Source organism: Bradyrhizobium sp. WBAH42 (genome assembly GCF_024585265.1).
GTDB lineage: Bacteria > Pseudomonadota > Alphaproteobacteria > Rhizobiales > Xanthobacteraceae > Bradyrhizobium.
Window position 1 is genome coordinate 5102038 of sequence record NZ_CP036533.1, and the last position, 16027, is coordinate 5118064.

General features: G+C 66.5%; 9 protein-coding genes. 7 read left to right on the forward strand and 2 right to left on the reverse strand.

Annotation, left to right across the window (positions count from 1 at the left end):
• The first annotated feature begins 351 nt into the window (after positions 1-351).
• From DCG74_RS23915 to DCG74_RS23940, 6 genes are all read left to right on the forward strand, one after another.
• The gene (locus DCG74_RS23915; protein ID WP_172789112.1) at positions 352-5556 is read left to right on the forward strand and encodes an alpha-2-macroglobulin; all 5205 of its coding nucleotides are present in this window, start codon (positions 352-354) and stop codon (positions 5554-5556) included.
• Positions 5557-5655: 99 nt separating this feature from the next.
• Positions 5656-7767: a penicillin-binding protein 1C gene (gene pbpC / locus DCG74_RS23920; RefSeq protein WP_172789111.1), complete on the forward strand. Its 2112-nt coding sequence runs from the start codon at positions 5656-5658 to the stop codon at positions 7765-7767.
• 50 nt (positions 7768-7817) lie between these two features.
• On the forward strand, positions 7818-9560 hold the full coding sequence (locus DCG74_RS23925; RefSeq protein WP_172789110.1) for a glycosyltransferase family 39 protein: 1743 nt from the start codon (positions 7818-7820) through the stop codon (positions 9558-9560).
• Between the two features lies 1 nt (position 9561).
• A complete protein-coding gene (locus DCG74_RS23930; RefSeq protein ID WP_172789109.1) occupies positions 9562-10407 on the forward strand; it encodes a phosphatase PAP2 family protein in 846 nt (281 codons plus the stop codon).
• 64 nt (positions 10408-10471) lie between these two features.
• Positions 10472-11209, forward strand: a complete 738-nt coding sequence (locus DCG74_RS23935) for a glycosyltransferase family 2 protein (protein ID WP_172789108.1) — start codon at positions 10472-10474, stop codon at positions 11207-11209.
• Positions 11206-11544 carry a lipid-A-disaccharide synthase N-terminal domain-containing protein gene (locus tag DCG74_RS23940; RefSeq protein WP_025036223.1) on the forward strand — a complete coding sequence of 113 codons (339 nt, stop codon included), beginning with the start codon at positions 11206-11208 and terminating at the stop codon, positions 11542-11544. The genes DCG74_RS23935 and DCG74_RS23940 overlap by 4 nt, the downstream gene beginning before the upstream one ends.
• Before the next feature lie 10 nt (positions 11545-11554).
• On the opposite strand, the gene DCG74_RS23945 is transcribed toward DCG74_RS23940, so the two are convergent.
• Entirely contained in the window at positions 11555-13246 is a 1692-nt protein-coding gene (locus DCG74_RS23945) for a Na/Pi cotransporter family protein (protein WP_172789107.1), read from the reverse strand.
• 156 nt (positions 13247-13402) lie between these two features.
• The gene (metC, locus tag DCG74_RS23950) at positions 13403-14587 is read right to left on the reverse strand and encodes a cystathionine beta-lyase (protein ID WP_172789106.1); all 1185 of its coding nucleotides are present in this window, start codon (positions 14585-14587) and stop codon (positions 13403-13405) included.
• Positions 14588-14987: 400 nt separating this feature from the next.
• On the opposite strand from metC, the gene DCG74_RS23955 reads away from it, so the two are divergent.
• Complete coding sequence (locus DCG74_RS23955) at positions 14988-16004, forward strand: amino acid ABC transporter substrate-binding protein (RefSeq protein ID WP_172789105.1); 1017 nt, start codon at positions 14988-14990, stop codon at positions 16002-16004.
• Positions 16005-16027 lie beyond the last annotated feature (23 nt).

The window sequence follows — 16027 nt, forward strand, 5'->3', positions numbered from 1 at the left end:
AAAAATTGGGTGTTTCGCCAAGCCTGAACCGAACCGTTTTCCTCCGTGCTGCGACAAAGCGGAACGGTGGGGTGTCAGGGTGCCGGGTTGAGCGGCAGCGGACTGGACGATGGATCACATCGCCGGGAACGCTGAACAGCTTCCGGGACACGGCCGCCGGTCGACTGGTCAGGTCATGTTGCACCATCAGGACGGCGTGCGCGGCAGTATCTCGGCTGGTCTCCCTGGGCTTGCCTTGTCATGGCGAATGCGACGATTTGCACCTTACGGTTCCATCGCCTTGAGTCGGTCACCTTTCCGCGCATTTCATTTGCCGCCGCGGCGTTCGTCCGCGCTTTCCGGGAGTCCTCCATGATCGGTCTTGTTCGCGCCGTCACGATCTGCGCCGCGCTGGCGCTCGGCCTTGTCGCTGCACAGGCCGCCGACAAGGCGTTCAAGCGCGACGACCTCGCCGATTCCGCGATCAAGCTCGAGGCCCAGATCAAGAGCGAGGCGGGGCCGGTCGCCAAGACCAACGCGACGCTGAAGACGGACGCCGACGCTGCCTTCCGGCGCAATGATTACCGCACCGGCCTTTCGGTGCTCGGCCAGATCGCCGCGACCACGCCCGAGGATGCCGGCAACTGGCTGCGGCTCGCCAAGGTCGTGTTCCAGATCTCGCCGAAGAGCTCGAGCGAGCAGACCTTCCTGCTGGAGCGCGCCTCGACCGCGGCCTATATCGCCTATCAGCGCGCCGGCAATTCGGGCGAGGAGGCCGACGCGCTCGCCGTGCTCGGCAAGGCGCTGGCTGAACGCAAGCTGTGGCGGCCGGGGCTGGATGCGCTGCGGCTGTCGCTCGACATGCGCGAGGTCGCCGACGTCCGCGGCCAATATGAGAGGATGCGGGACGAGCACGGCTTCCGCCTGCTCGACTACACCGTCGACTCGGATTCGGCGAGCCCGCGCGCCTGCTTCCAATTCTCCGAGGAATTGGCCAAGCGCACCGATTTCGCGCCCTTCCTGGCGCTGGCGGGCCAGGACAAGCCAGCGCTGTCGGCCGAAGCCAAGCAGCTCTGCGTCGACGGGCTCAAGCACGGCGAGCGCTACAACATCAATCTACGCGCCGGCCTGCCGTCTACGGTGAAGGAGGGGCTGCCGAAATCGGCCGAGTTCAACATCTATGTGCGCGACCGCAAGCCCTTCGTGCGCTTCACCAGCCGGGCCTATGTGCTGCCGCGGACCGGCCAGCGCGGCATTCCCGTCGTCAGCGTCAACACGCCCGCGGTCAACATCAACGTTTACAGGATCGGTGACCGCAACCTGATCAACACGGTGGTCGACAGCGATTTCCAGAAGACGCTGTCCAAGTATCAGCTCTCAGATCTCGGCGACGAGCGCGGCGTCAAGGTCTGGTCGGGTGAGCTTGCGACCGCGATGACGCTGAATCAGGACGTCACCACGGCATTCCCGGTCGATCAGGCGCTCGGCGAACTACAGCCCGGTGTCTACGTCATGACGGCAGCGGCCAAGGGCCCAGGCTCGGACGACGACTACCAGCTCGCCACGCAATGGTTCATCGTCTCCGACCTCGGCATCTCCGCTTACTCCGGCAATGACGGCATCCATGTCTTCGTCAATTCGCTGGCGTCGACCGATCCGGTCGGCAAGGCCGAGGTGCGGCTGGTCGCCCGCAACAACGAGATCCTGGCGACGCGCAAGACCGACGAGACCGGTCACGTGCTGTTCGAGGCCGGCCTTGCGCGCGGCGAGGGCGGATTGTCGCCGGCGATGCTCACTGTCACCGGCGAGAAGGCCGACTATGCCTTCCTGAGCCTGAAAACGTCGGCCTTCGACCTCTCCGACCGCGGCGTCTCGGGGCGCGCGGTGCCCGCCGGCGCCGATGCCTTTGTCTATGCCGAGCGCGGCGTCTACCGCTCCAGCGAGACCGTCTTCCTCACCGCGCTGCTCCGCGACGGGCAGGGCAATGCCGTCACCGGCGGGCCGATGACGCTGGTGGTCGAGCGCCCCGACGGCGTCGAATATCGTCGCGCCGTGCTGGCGGATCAGGGCGCCGGCGGCCGCACGCTGTCCGTGCCGCTCAATTCGGCTGTTCCCACCGGAACGTGGCGGGTGCGCGCCTTCACCGATCCGAAGGGGGCTTCGGTCGGCGAAACCACCTTCATGGTCGAGGATTACGTGCCCGATCGGATCGAATTCGACTTGTCCGCCAAGGACAAGCTGATCAAAGCTAACGCTCCAGTGGAGCTTAAGGCCGATGGTCATTTCCTCTATGGCGCACCGGCCTCAGGCCTTCAGCTCGAAGGCGACATGCTGATCGCGCCCGCGGCCGAGCGGCCCGGCTTTGCCGGCTACAAGTTCGGCGTCGACGACGAGGAAACCACCTCGAACGAGCGCACGCCGCTGGAGAGCCTGCCCGAAGCCGACGCCAATGGTGTTGCCACCTTCCCGGTGACGCTGGACAAGCAGCCGGCCTCGACGCGTCCGCAGGAGGCGCAGATCTTCGTCCGCATGGTCGAGACCGGCGGCCGCGCCGTCGAGCGCAAGATCGTGCTGCCGGTCGCGCCCGCGACGGCGCAGATCGGCATCAAGCCGCTGTTCGGCGACAAGAACGTCGCCGAGGGCGACAAGGCCGAGTTCGACGTCGTGTTCGTCTCGCCGGAGGGCGAGAAGCTGCGTCGCGACGGCCTGCGCTACGAGCTCCTGAAGATGGAGTCGCGCTACCAGTGGTACCGCCAGAACAATTATTGGGAGTACGAGCCGGTCAAGTCGACCTCGCGCGTCGCCGACGGCGACGTCACCATCGCGGCCGACAAGCCGGCGCGGATCTCGCTCACGCCGCAGCCCGGCCGCTACCGGCTCGACGTCAAGTCGAACGACGCTGACGGCCCGATGACATCGGTGCAGTTCGACGTCGGCTGGTACTCCGACGGCAGCGCCGACACGCCGGACCTGCTGGAGACCTCGATCGACAAGCCGCAATATTCCTCCGGCGACACCATGACGGTCTCGGTCAACGTCCGCAGCGCCGGCAAGCTCACCGTCAACGTGCTCGGCGACCGCCTGCTGACGACGCAGACCATCGACGTCAAGGAAGGCACCGCGCAGGTGAAGCTCCCAATCGGCAAGGACTGGGGCACCGGTGCTTATGTGGTGGCGACGCTGCGCCGTCCGCTCGATGCGGCTGCCCAGCGCATGCCGGGCCGGGCGATCGGGCTGAAATGGTTCGGCATCGACAAGCAGACCCGCACCTTGCAGGTGAAGCTGTCGCCGCCCTCGCTGATCCGGCCGAACTCCACGCTGAAGACCCCGGTCAAGCTCGACGGCCTCAATCCGGGCGAGGACGCCAAGGTCGTCATCGCCGCCGTCGATGTCGGCATCCTCAACCTCACCAATTACAAGCCGCCCGCGCCGGACGATTACTATCTCGGCCAGCGCCGCCTCAGCGCCGAGATCCGCGATCTGTACGGGCAGCTGATCGATGGGATGTCCGGCACGCGCGGCCAGATCAAGTCCGGCGGCGATGCCGGTGCGGGTGAGCTCCAGGGCTCGCCGCCCACGCAGAAGCCGCTCGCGCTCTATTCCGGCATCGTCACGGTCGCTGCCGACGGCACCGCGGACGTGAGCTTCGACATTCCGGAGTTCGCCGGCACCGCGCGCGTGATGGCGGTGGCGTGGACCGCGACCAAGCTCGGCCGCGCCAACACCGACGTCGTGATCCGCGATCCCGTCGTGCTGACCACGACGCTGCCGCGCTTCCTGCTCAACGGCGACCACGGCACGGTCAACCTGGAAATCGACAACGTCGAGGGCCAGGCCGGCGACTACGTCATCAATGTGAAGGCGGGCGGTCCGGTGAAGATGACCGGCAATCCCGCAACCACGGTGAAGCTCGCCGCCAAGCAGCGCAATTCGTTCTCGCTCGCGCTCGATGCGACCGCGGCGGGGCAGGCGACGCTCGACGTCGACATCAAGGGGCCGAGCGGCCTTTCGCTGGCGCGTCACTATGCGTTCGACGTCAAGGCGGCGACGCAGGTGCTGGCGCGGCGTTCGATCCGGACGCTGGCGAAGGGCGAGAGCCTGACCCTGACCTCGGACATGTTCTCCGATCTCGTGCCGGGCACCGGCAGTGTCTCGGTCTCGGCCAGCCTGTCGACCGCGCTCGACGCGGCAACGATCCTGAAAGCGCTCGACCGCTATCCCTATGGCTGCTCGGAGCAGATCACGAGCCGGGCCATGCCGCTGCTCTATGTCAACGAGCTCGCGGCCGGCGCGCATCTCGCCATGGATACCGAGGTCGACCAGCGCATCCGCGACGCCATCGAGCGGCTGTTGGCGCGCCAGGGCTCGAACGGCTCGTTCGGCCTGTGGTCGGCGGGCGGCGACGATGCCTGGCTCGATGCCTATGTGACGGACTTCCTCACCCGCGCCCGCGAGAAGGGGTTTGTGGTGCCTGATGTCCTGTTCAAGAACGCGCTGGACCGCATCCGCAACTCCGTCGTCAATGCCAACGAGCCGGAGAAGGACGGCGGCCGCGATCTCGCCTACGGCCTCTACGTGCTCGCCCGTAACGGCGCAGCTCCGATCGGCGATCTCCGCTACCTCGCCGATACCAAGCTGAACAACCTCGCAACCCCGATCGCGAAGTCGCAGCTTGCGGCGGCGCTCGCTCTCGTCGGCGACCGCAACCGCGCCGAGCGGGTCTATGGCGCGGCGCTGGACAGCCTTGCGCCCAAACCCGCGCTGGAATTCGGCCGCACCGACTACGGCTCGCAGCTGCGCGATGCCGCAGCATTGGTGTCGCTCGCCAGCGAAGGCAACGCGCCGAGGGCGACGTTGACGCAGGCGGTGTCGCGGGTCGAGAGCGCCCGCGGACTGACGCCCTACACCTCGACGCAGGAGAATGCGTGGCTGGTGCTGGCGGCACGGGCGCTCGCCAAGGAGAACCTCTCGATCGAGGTCGACGGCCAGCCGGTCAAGACCGCCCTGTATCGCAGCTACAAGGCCGACACGCTGGGCGGCAAGCCGCTGAAGATCACCAACACCGGCGATGCGCCGGTGCAGGCGGTCGTCTCGGTATCGGGCTCGCCGGTGACACCGGAGCCGGCGGCGTCCAACGGCTTCAAGATCGAGCGCAGCTACTACACGCTCGACGGCAAGCCCGCGGACATCAGCAAGGTCAAGCAGAACCAGCGCTTTGCGGTGGTGCTGAAGATCACCGAGGCCAAACCCGAGTACGGCCACATCATGGTGTCCGACTATCTGCCGGCGGGCCTGGAGATCGACAATCCGAAGCTGGTCTCGTCGGGCGACAGCGGGACGCTGGACTGGATCGAGGACGGCGAGGAGCCTGAAGACACCGAGTTCCGCGACGACCGCTTCACCGCGGCCGTCGACCGGGCCTCGGATTCCAAGTCCGTCTTCACCGTCGCCTATGTCGTCCGCGCGGTCTCGCCCGGCAAATACGTGTTGCCGCAGGCCTATGTCGAGGACATGTACAATCCCTCGCGCTATGGCCGGACCAGCACGGGGACCGTCGAGGTGCGGGCGGCGAAGTGAGTGCTTGGAATGACTGACGCTCCGAAGGGGCCACAAACACCGTCGTCATGCCCGGGCTTGGCCCGGGCATCCACGGACTTTGGCGCCGCGGCTCAGAACGTGGATGGCCGGGACAAGCCCGGCCATGACGCGCGGAAAGGGCGGATTGCCTTCCGCTTTCTCTCGACAGCCGCGTTCTCTTTCATCCTCACCGTCATCGGCTTCGTTGCCTGGGTCTATTCCCTCGGCCCGCTCCCGCTCGACGAAGCCCGCCAGGTCTCCACCACCATCGTCGATCGCAACGGCAAGCTGCTGCGCGCCTATGCCATGGCGGATGGGCGCTGGCGGTTGCCAGTCGATGCCAGGACCAACGTCGATCCGACCTACCTGAAACTGCTGTTCGCCTATGAGGACCAGCGCTTCTACGGCCATGACGGCATCGATCCGCTGGCGCTGGGGCGCGCCGCGTTGCAGCTGGGAACGCGCGGCCACATCGTCTCGGGCGGCTCGACCATCACGATGCAGCTCGCCCGCCTGATCGAGCCGCGGCGGCAGCGTTCGCTCTATGCAAAGCTGCGGCAGATCGTGCGTGCGATCGAGATCGAGCGCAGCATGAGCAAGGAAGAGATCCTCGATCTCTATCTGGCGCTCGCGCCCTATGGCGGCAATCTCGAAGGAATCCGCGCGGCGTCGATCGCCTATCTCGGCAAGGAGCCGAAGCGGCTGTCGCTGGCGGAGGCCGCGCTGCTGGTCGCGCTGCCGCAGTCGCCGGAGACGCGCCGGCTGGACCGCTATCCTGAGGCGGCGCGAAAGGCGCGCGACCGCGTGCTCGACCGCATGGTCGAGGAGCACGTGGTTAGTGCCGACGACGCGGCGCAGGCCAAGGCTGTGGCGGTGCCGAACCTGCGCAAGCCGATGCCGATCCTGGCGCCGCATGCCTCCGACTCTGCGATGTCGACGGTCAAGGACACGCCGATCATCAAGCTGACGCTCGATGCGAACCTGCAGAAGATGCTGGAGCCGCTGGCGCGCGACCGCGCCATCGCGCTGGGTCCGAACATCTCGGTTGCCATCATCGTGATCGACAATGAGAGCGGCGACGTGCTCGCGCGCGTCGGCTCGGCCGATTATTTCGACGAGAGCCGGGCAGGGCAGGTCGACATGACCCGCGCCGTCCGCTCGCCCGGCTCGACGCTGAAGCCTTTCATCTACGGACTCGCCTTCGAGGACGGCTTCGTCCATCCCGACAGCCTGATCGACGACCGGCCGGTCCGCTTCGGCTCCTATGCGCCGGAAAATTTCGACATGACCTTCCAGGGCACGGTGCCGGTGAGGAAGGCGCTGCAATTGTCGTTGAACGTGCCGGCCATCGTGCTGCTCGACCGCGTCGGCTCGAGCCGGCTCGCCTCGCGGCTGCGGCAGGCCGGCGGCAACCTCATCCTGCCCAAGGACGAAGCGCCCGGCCTTGCCATGGGCCTCGGCGGCGTCGGCGTGACGCTCCAGGACCTCGCCCAGCTCTATGCCGGCTTCGCCCGGCTCGGAACCACCAAGCCGCTCCGCGAGATCGTGACGGCCAAGGACGATCGCGAACCGCTCCGGCTGCTGGATCAGGTCGCAGCCTGGCAGGTCGGCAACGTCCTGCTCGGCACGCCCCCGCCGGAGAACGCCGCCCACAACCGCATCGCCTTCAAGACCGGCACCTCCTATGGCTATCGCGATGCCTGGTCGGTCGGCTTCGACGGCCGCATGACTATCGGCGTCTGGGTCGGCCGTCCGGATGGGGCGCCGGTTCCCGGCCTGATCGGACGCGTCGCGGCTGCGCCCATCCTGTTCGACGCCTTCGCCCGCAGCGGCAAGACGCTGACCCCCTTGCCGAAGCCCCCCAAGGGAACCCTGGTCGCAAGCAACGCGAAGCTGCCGCTGCCCTTGAAGCGGTTCCGGCCGGTCGGGGAACTGGTGCGAAGCGGGGGCGAGCAGGCGCTGCACATCCAGTTTCCCCTGAACGGCTCGCGGATCGACGTCGATCGATCAGGTGGCCGGGAGAGCGCAGCCATGCCGGTCAAGGTCGCCGGCGGCGTGCTGCCCATGACGGTCATGGTTAACGGCACCGCGCTCGGCGAGATCGACGGCCGCCGGCAACGGCTGATCGATCCGCCCGGCCCGGGCTTTGCACGGCTCACCGTGATCGACGCCACGGGCGCCGCGGACACAGTCGTCATTCGAATTCAATGACCCTGCCTTAAGCGGTTGTGGCCATGGCGGTTTCAGCGTAAGCGGAACCAATGGCCGAGACCTACCCAAGCCCCCGTTTTGGAGCCCCCCGCGAGTCGAAATCGCCCGCAAATCCGGGCAGCGGGCTCGTGCGCATGCTCGACATCGTCACCGCCAGCCACGCGCGCGCGGTCGGCTTCCTGGTGCTGTGCGCGCTGCTGCTGTTCCTGCCGGGCTTCTTCACCATTCCGCCGATCGATCGCGATGAGGCACGGTTTGCCCAGGCCACCAAGCAGATGGTCGAGAGCGGCGACTATGTCGATATCCGCTTTCAGGAGGACGTCCGCTACAAGAAGCCGGTCGGCATCTACTGGTTGCAATCGGCGACCGTCGAAGCCGCCGCGATGCTCAAGCTGCCGAAGGCCGAATTGCGCATCTGGGTCTATCGGCTGCCGTCGCTGATGGGCGCGATCGGCGCCGTGCTCATGACCTATTGGGCCGCGCTCGGCTTCGTCACGCGGCGCGCCGCGGTGCTGGCGGCGCTGATGATGTGCGCCTCCGTGCTGCTCGGTGTCGAAGCGCGCCTGGCGAAGACCGATGCGATGCTGCTGCTTTGCGTCGTCTCCGCGATGGGCGCGATGGCGCGGGCCTATTTGTCCTGGCAGCGCGCCGAGGACGAGACGCATCCGCCGTGGAGCTGGCCCGCGATTTTCTGGACCGCGCTCGCAGTGGGCATCCTGATCAAGGGCCCGCTGATCCTGATGTTTGCAGGCCTGACCATCGTCGCGCTCGCGATCCAGGACCGCGACGCCTCCTGGCTGTGGAAGCTGCGGCCGGTCTGGGGCCTGATGTGGATGCTGGTGCTGGTGCTGCCGTGGTTCGTCGCGATCTTCTGGCGCGCGGGCGAAACCTTCTTCGCTGACTCCGTCGGCGGTGACATGCTGAGCAAGATCGGGGCCCAGGAATCCCACGGCGCGCCGCCCGGACTGTACCTGGCGCTGTTCTGGATCACGTTCTGGCCGGGCGCGCCGCTGGCGGCGATGGCGGCGCCTGCGGTCTGGCGGGCCCGGCGCGAGCCCGGCGCGCAGTTCCTGCTGGCCTGGCTGATCCCGTCCTGGATCGTGTTCGAGGCCGTGCTGACCAAGCTGCCGCATTACGTGCTGCCGCTGTATCCAGCGATCGCGATCCTCACCGCCGGCGCGGTGGAGCGGCGCGTGCTGTCGCGCTCCTGGCTGATGCGCGGCTCGGCCTGGTGGTTCGCGATCCCCGCCGCCGCCTCGATCATTGCGGTGGTCGGCGCGGTGATGCTGACGCGGCAGCCCGCCTTCGTGGCCTGGCCGTTCATCGCGGCCGCGCTGATCTTCGGCCTGTTCGCCTGGTGGCTGTTCGATACCAACCGCGCCGAGCGCTCACTGCTCAACGCGCTGGTCGCAGCCCTGATGCTCGCCGTGACAATTTACGGCATCGTCCTGCCGTCGCTGACGCCGCTATTTCCCAGCATCGAGATCGCGCGCGCGCTTCGCAACGTCACCTGCGTCGGACCGAAGGCGGCTGCGGCCGGTTATCACGAGCCGAGCCTCGTCTTCCTGGCGGGCACCCGGACCTTGCTCACCGACGGCTCCGGCGCGGCGGACTTCCTGCGGCAGGGCAGCTGCCGCTTCGCGCTGATCGAGCAGCGCTCGGAGCGCAGCTTCGTGCAGCGCGCCGAGGCGATCGGGCTGCGCTACAAGGTCGGCGCGCGCATCGACGGTTATAATTTCTCGCAAGGACGAGCCATCTCGATCTCGATCTTCCGCTCGGAAGGTACCGAATAGGATGCAGGCGCCGACCGATATTGCGCCGCATGCGGGCTACCCCGCGCAATTGCTCGCCGTGTCCTGGCGCGCGCTGGCGCAGCTCGTGCGGTCGCCCTCGCATTCGTGCCGCGCCGAGGCCGCCCGGAAGCTGGCGCGGCATTCACTATGGCTTGCCATGGCGGGTGCAGCCCTGGTCATCGTGCTGATGGTCGCGTTCGATCAGACCGAGATCCTGCTGATGCCGCCGCGCGGCACGCCGAGCCTGTGGCCGATCCGGATCCTGACCGATTTCGGCAAGGACGAGTATATCCTCTCGGTGATGGGGGCTGCGCTGGTGGTGCTGGCGCTCGTCGCGGCCGGGCTGCGCGGGAGCCGCCGCGCGCTGCTGCTGGGCTTCGGCACGCGGCTGCAATTCATGTTTCTGTCGGTTGCCGTGTCTGCCTTCGTCGCCGAGATCCTGAAATATCTCATCGGCCGCGGACGCCCCTTCGTCGGGGGCACGGCCAATCCGTTCAACTTCGTTCCGTTCGAGGGGACGGGAGCTTATGCCAGCCTGCCGTCGGGCCATGCCGTGGCTGCGTTCGCCCTGGCGTTTGCCGTGTCCGCATTGTGGCCGCGCCTGCGCGTCTTCATGTTCACTTACGCAATCGTGATCCTGCTGACGCGCCTCGTGCTGCTGGCCCATCACCCGAGCGACGTCGTGGCCGGCGCTCTGGTCGGAACGGTCGGCGCCATGGCCGTCCGCTACTGGTTCGCGGCCCGAAAGCTCGGATTTGCCATCCGTGCCGACGGCACCATCGTGCCGCTTTCAGGGACGTTTTCCGACCGCCTCAAAAGGGTTGCCCACCGGGCATCCGCCCCATAAAAGCGGCTGCCTGCCGGGACCGCCGGTTCCCTTGGGCAGGTCAATTCCAACCACGAGCCTCGATTTGTCGACGTCCCAGCCATCGGTTTCCATCGTCGTTCCCGTGCGCAACGAAGCCGACAACATCGCGCCACTGATCGCGGAGATCGGCGCGGCGCTCGATGGCCGCTGGCCCTATGAGATCATCTACGTCAACGATGGCTCCGCCGACGCCACCGGCGAGCGGCTTGCCGCCATCATGAAACAACGGAGCAATCTGCGTCAGCTTCGCCATGCAAGATCGGGCGGCCAGTCCGCGGCCGTGCGCAGCGGCGTGCGCGCGGCGCGCGGAGAGATCGTGGCGACGCTCGACGGCGACGGCCAGAACAATCCGGCCTTCCTGCCCGACCTGATCGCGGCGGTCGAGAAGGGAGCAGGGCGCGTCGGGCTCGCTGCCGGCCAGCGCGTCGGGCGCAAGGACACCGGTTTCAAGAAATTCCAGTCGCGCGTGGCCAATGGGGTTCGCAATGCCATCCTGAAGGACGGCACGCGCGACACCGGCTGCGGGCTGAAGGCGTTTCGCCGCGACGTCTTCCTGATGCTGCCCTATTTCGACGGGCTGCATCGCTTCCTCCCCGCGTTGGTCCGCCGCGAAGGCTACGACATCGCCTATGTCGACGTGATCGACCGGCCGCGCCATTCCGGCGTGTCCAACTATGGCTTCTTCGATCGGCTGTGGATCGGCATCATGGATCTCGCAGGCGTGTGGTGGCTGATCCGCCGCAAGAAGCCGACGCCAGAAGTGACCGAGGTGAACGCATGATCATTCAATACGGTCAGGCGCTGAGCAATTATCTCTATGACGTCTTCGTCGCCAAGTTCGATTTCTGGCTGGCGTTCGGCCTCGTCGCGCAATTGTTCTTCACCGCGCGCTTCCTGGTGCAGTGGATCGCGAGCGAGCGCGCCGGCAACAGCGTGGTGCCGATGGCGTTCTGGTTCTGCTCGATGGGCGGCGGGCTGATGACGCTGGTCTATGGCGTCGTGAAGCGCGAGCCCGTGATCATCCTCGGACAGTCGCTGGCGACGATCATCTATATCCGCAACATCATGCTGATCTGGAAGAACCGCGGCACCGCCTCGAAGACGCTGGACCGCTGATACGACGTGTTTATCGCGGCAGCGCCGACGCCGCGCCTGAGGCGGGCAGGGTGGCCGTCTCCGTCTCGGTTCTGCGGTAGGGCTCGCCGGCGGCATCGAGCACGGGATACGCGACCGAGCAGATATGCGAATGGATGCGCCTGAGGTCGCGCAGCACGTCGAGATGCAGCGAGGTCGTTTCGATGGTCTCGGAGCGGCCCTCGCGCAGGCGGTCGAGATGACGCTCGACGGCGGCAAGCTCGGCGTTCTTCAGCATGGTCTTTTCAACCAGCAGCTTGCGCGCCTCGTTGGCGTCGCCCGACATGAAGACGCCGAAGGCGATGCGCAGCGAATCCATCGTGCGCTTGTGGAAGGCGGCGAGCTCCTCGGCCCCCTCGGCCGAGAACTGGAAGCGGCGCTTGATCTTCTTGGTGGCGAGCTCGCTCAGGCTCTTGTCGATGATGTCGCCGATATGCTCGAGGTTGATGGCGAAGGAGATGATCTCCATCGCGCGCCGCCCTTCGCTCTCGTCGAGGCTGCCGCGCATCAATTTCGTCACGTAGAGCTTGATGGCCTCGTCCAGACCGTCGACGAGATTGTCCATCTTGGAGACCTGGTCGACCAGCGCACGGTCGCCGGTCATCATCGCGGCCATCACCTTGCGCAGCATCACCTCGACGAAGTCGCCCATGCGCAAGGTTTCGCGGGCGGCGTCGGCGAGCGCAAGCGAGGGCGTCTCCAGCGCGGTCTCGTCGAGATAGCGCGGCCGAGCCGGGTCGGCCTCCTGCACCCGATCGGGCAGCAGCCACGTGAGCAGGCGCGACAAGGTGTCGAGCAGGCCGATGAAGAGGACGGCCGTGCCGACGTTGAAGGCGATGTGGAAGGCCGCCGTCATCTTCGCGAGATCCGGCTGCCAGGCATGCATGTGCCCGGCGATGACGCCGAGGAAGGGCAGCACGAGCGCGATCCCGATCACGCGGTTGACGAGATTGCCGACCGGCAGGCGATAGCTCGCGGGATCGTCGCGCCTAGCGCCTTCGAACACCGGATTGATGGCGCTGCCGAGATTGGCACCCAGCACCAGCGCCAGCGCCGCTTCCGGCGTGATGAACTGCGAATAGGCCAGCGACATGATCAGAAGCACGCTGGCGACGCTCGAATGTACCGCCCAGGTGACGAGCGCGGCGATGACGATGCAGAGAACGGGATCGCCGGTGACGGCCGACATCACGAGGCGCATGCCGGGTGCGTTCTCCGCCGGCGCCATCGTGTCGAGCAGGATGTGCAGCGACAGCAGCATCAGGCCGAGGCCGATGCAGACGCGGCCAATGTCCTTGATCCGGGAGCGCGGTCCCGAGCGGAAGGCGACGAGGCCGAGCACGAACAGCACCGGCGCGACGGCTGCGATGTTGAATGACAGCACCTGCACGATCAGCGTCGTGCCGACATTGGCTCCCAGCATGATGGCAAGCGCTGCGGCGAGACTGACGAGGCCCTCGGCCGCGAACGACGAGGTGATCAGCGCCGTCGCCGTGCTGCTCTGGAGCAGCGCCGTGAGCGAGAGCCCGGCCGCGAAGGCGCTGGCGCGGTTGCTCAGCGCCTTACCGAGCAGGCGCCTGAGGTCGGGGCCGAAGGCGCGCAAGATCCCGCTGTGGACCATGTGCAGGCCCCACAGCAACAGCGCAACGCCGCCCATGAGATCGAGCAGAACCAACGTTCCCATGCTCCGTGTCCGGATTGGAGGTCGATTGGTGAGGCTAGCGCCAAATGCTTGAGGATCAAACCATTTGTTGGCGCATCGGCGTTAACGTTTGCCGTGGCTGCACGTTCCCGCGGCGCGCATTGGCGCGTCCGCAGGCGCGATGCCTTGCGCGCAGGCTCACATTGCCGCTTTGAGGGCAGCGAAGCCGCGATCGAGATCGGCCTTGAGATCGTCGGTGCTCTCGAGCCCGATGTGGAGACGCAGCGTCGGGCCGCCGGGCGCCCATTTGGTCGCGGTCCGATAGGCGTCGCAATCAAAGGGAATCGCGAGGCTTTCGAATCCGCCCCAGGAGAAGCCCATGCCGAACAGCTTGAGCGTGTTGAGCATGGTGTCGACCGCCTTCTGCGGCGCCGGCTTCAGCACGATGCTGAACAGGCCCGAGGCGCCGCTGAAGTCGCGCTTCCAGATCGCATGACCGGGATCGGTCTCAAGCCCGGGATGCAGCACGCGCGCGACCTCAGGCCTCGTCGCCAGCCAGCGCGCCATCTCGAGCCCGGAGCGATGATGTTGCGCGAGCCGCACCGACAGGGTGCGCAGGCCGCGCAGCGCCAGGAAGACGTCGTCGGGGCCGGCGCAGACGCCGAGCAGGCGGATGCCTTCGGCGATCATCGGCCAGGCCTTGGCGTTGGCCGAGATGGTGCCGAACATGATGTCGGAATGGCCGCCGATATATTTGGTGGCGGCCTGCATGCTGATGTCGACGCCCTGTTCCAGCGAGCGGTGATAGAGCGGCGTCGCCCAGGTGTTGTCGTCGATGACGAGCGCGCCGCGCCCATGCGCGACGTCGGCGATGACGCGGATGTCGGGCATCTCGAACGACTGCGAGCCCGGCGCCTCCACCAGAACGGCCCGGGTGTTGGGCTTGAACAGCTTGTCGATGCCGGCGCCGATCAGCGGATCGAAATAGGTGGTCTCGACGCCGTAGCGGGTCAGCATGCCGTTGCAGAAATTGCGCGTGGGCCGATAGACGTTGTCGACCACCAGGATGTGGTCGCCGGCCTTCAGCACCGAGAGCAGGGTGGTGGAGATCGCCGACAGCCCCGACGGCACGATGCCGACGCCGGCGCATTGCGGACCCTCCAGCGCCATCAGAGTCTCCTGGAACGCCTTGGTGGTCGGGGAACCGTGACGGCCATAGGTGAACTCGCCGCGATGGGCGTGCAGGTCCTCGGCGGTCGGATAGAGCACGGTCGAGCCGTGGAAGACCGGCGGATTGACGAACCCCTTCTGCGCCTTGGTGTCGCGGCCGGAGGTGACCAGCCGGGTTTCGGCGTGCTGCTCTTGGGGGTGCGAAGAATCCATGCGTGTGCTTTCAAAACCGCGTTTTCCACCGGACGCATCGCGCCCCTGGGCCGGCCGGAAGGCCGCGGTCGTTAATAACAGAACACAGAAGAGTCCCGTCAACCCCTTGACCCGGCTCGCCAGTCGTTCTGTGATGCGCAGGTGCTATTCAGTCGCCGCATGTTGAGGGGCCTGCCGCGACCTTCGATCCATTGTCTGACCGGACTTCGCGTCACAGCCAACGAGATGGCGGGCGCCAGCGGCGGGGATGAAGGTATGGCCTCCCGAGATCGGCGAGTGTTCGGCAGGGTTTTCCAGCATGACTCTTGCAAGGCCAGACCCTTAGAAGACCTGGCCTGGCAGAGACGAACCTAACGACAACATTCCTGACCTTGAGACGACCTTGAAAGGCCCAAAGCCCATGAAACGCGTAACCCTGGCTCTCACCCTTGCTCTCGCCGCCGGCCTCACCGCCCAAGCCGCCGATGCGCAAACGCTCAAGACCGTCAAGGACCGGGGCATGGTATCCTGCGGCGTCAGCCAGGGCCTGCCGGGCTTCTCCTCGCCCGACGACAAGGGCAACTGGACCGGCATCGACGTCGACGTCTGCCGCGCCATTGCCGGCGCGATCTTCAACGATCCGACCAAGGTCAAGTTCGTGCCGCTGTCCGCCAAGGACCGCTTCACCGCGCTGCAATCCGGCGAGATCGACGTGCTCTCGCGCAACACCACCTGGACCATCTCGCGCGACACCTCGCTCGGCGCCAATTTCACCGGAGTGACCTATTACGACGGGCAGGGCTTCATGGTGAAGAAGTCGCTGAAGGTGAATTCGGCGCTCGAGCTCAACAGCGCGTCGGTCTGCGTGCAGACCGGCACCACCACCGAGCAGAATCTCGCCGACTACTTCAAGGCCAACAACATGAAGTACGAGGTGATCGCGTTCGCCACCAACGACGAAACCGTCAAGGCCTATGAAGCCGGCCGCTGCGACGTCTTCACCACCGACCAGTCGGGCCTGTACGCCAATCGCCTCAAGCTCGCCAATCCCAACGAGCATATGGTGCTGCCCGAGATCATCTCGAAGGAGCCGCTCGGCCCGATGGTGCGCCACGGCGACGACCAGTGGTTCGACATCGTGAAATGGACGCTGTTTGCGATGCTCACCGCCGAAGAGCTCGGCGTCAGCTCGAAGAACGTTGACGAGAAGGCGAAGCTGGAAAATCCGGAGCTGAAGCGCGTGCTCGGCAGCGACGGCAATTTCGGCGAACAGCTCGGCCTGACCAAGGATTGGGTGGTGCGGATCGTGAAGACCGTCGGCAATTACGGCGAGGTGTTCGATCGCAACGTCGGTGCCGGCTCGCCGCTCGGCATCAATCGCGGCGTCAACAATCTCTGGAACAAGGGCGGTCTCCAGTACGCGCCGCCGATCCGCTGATCAGCCCCGATCGGCCGGCAGCG

Excerpts from the sequence above, each read along its gene's own strand:
- DCG74_RS23915 (WP_172789112.1), top strand. The coding sequence starts at position 352 with ATGATCGGTCTTGTTCGCGCCGTCACGATCTGCGCCGCGCTGGCGCTC.
- DCG74_RS23925 (WP_172789110.1), top strand. The coding sequence starts at position 7,818 with ATGGCCGAGACCTACCCAAGCCCCCGTTTTGGAGCCCCCCGCGAGTCG.
- DCG74_RS23930 (WP_172789109.1), top strand. The coding sequence starts at position 9,562 with ATGCAGGCGCCGACCGATATTGCGCCGCATGCGGGCTACCCCGCGCAA.
- DCG74_RS23940 (WP_025036223.1), top strand. The coding sequence starts at position 11,206 with ATGATCATTCAATACGGTCAGGCGCTGAGCAATTATCTCTATGACGTC.
- DCG74_RS23945 (WP_172789107.1), bottom strand. The coding sequence starts at position 13,246 with ATGGGAACGTTGGTTCTGCTCGATCTCATGGGCGGCGTTGCGCTGTTG.
- metC (WP_172789106.1), bottom strand. The coding sequence starts at position 14,587 with ATGGATTCTTCGCACCCCCAAGAGCAGCACGCCGAAACCCGGCTGGTC.
- DCG74_RS23955 (WP_172789105.1), top strand. The coding sequence starts at position 14,988 with ATGAAACGCGTAACCCTGGCTCTCACCCTTGCTCTCGCCGCCGGCCTC.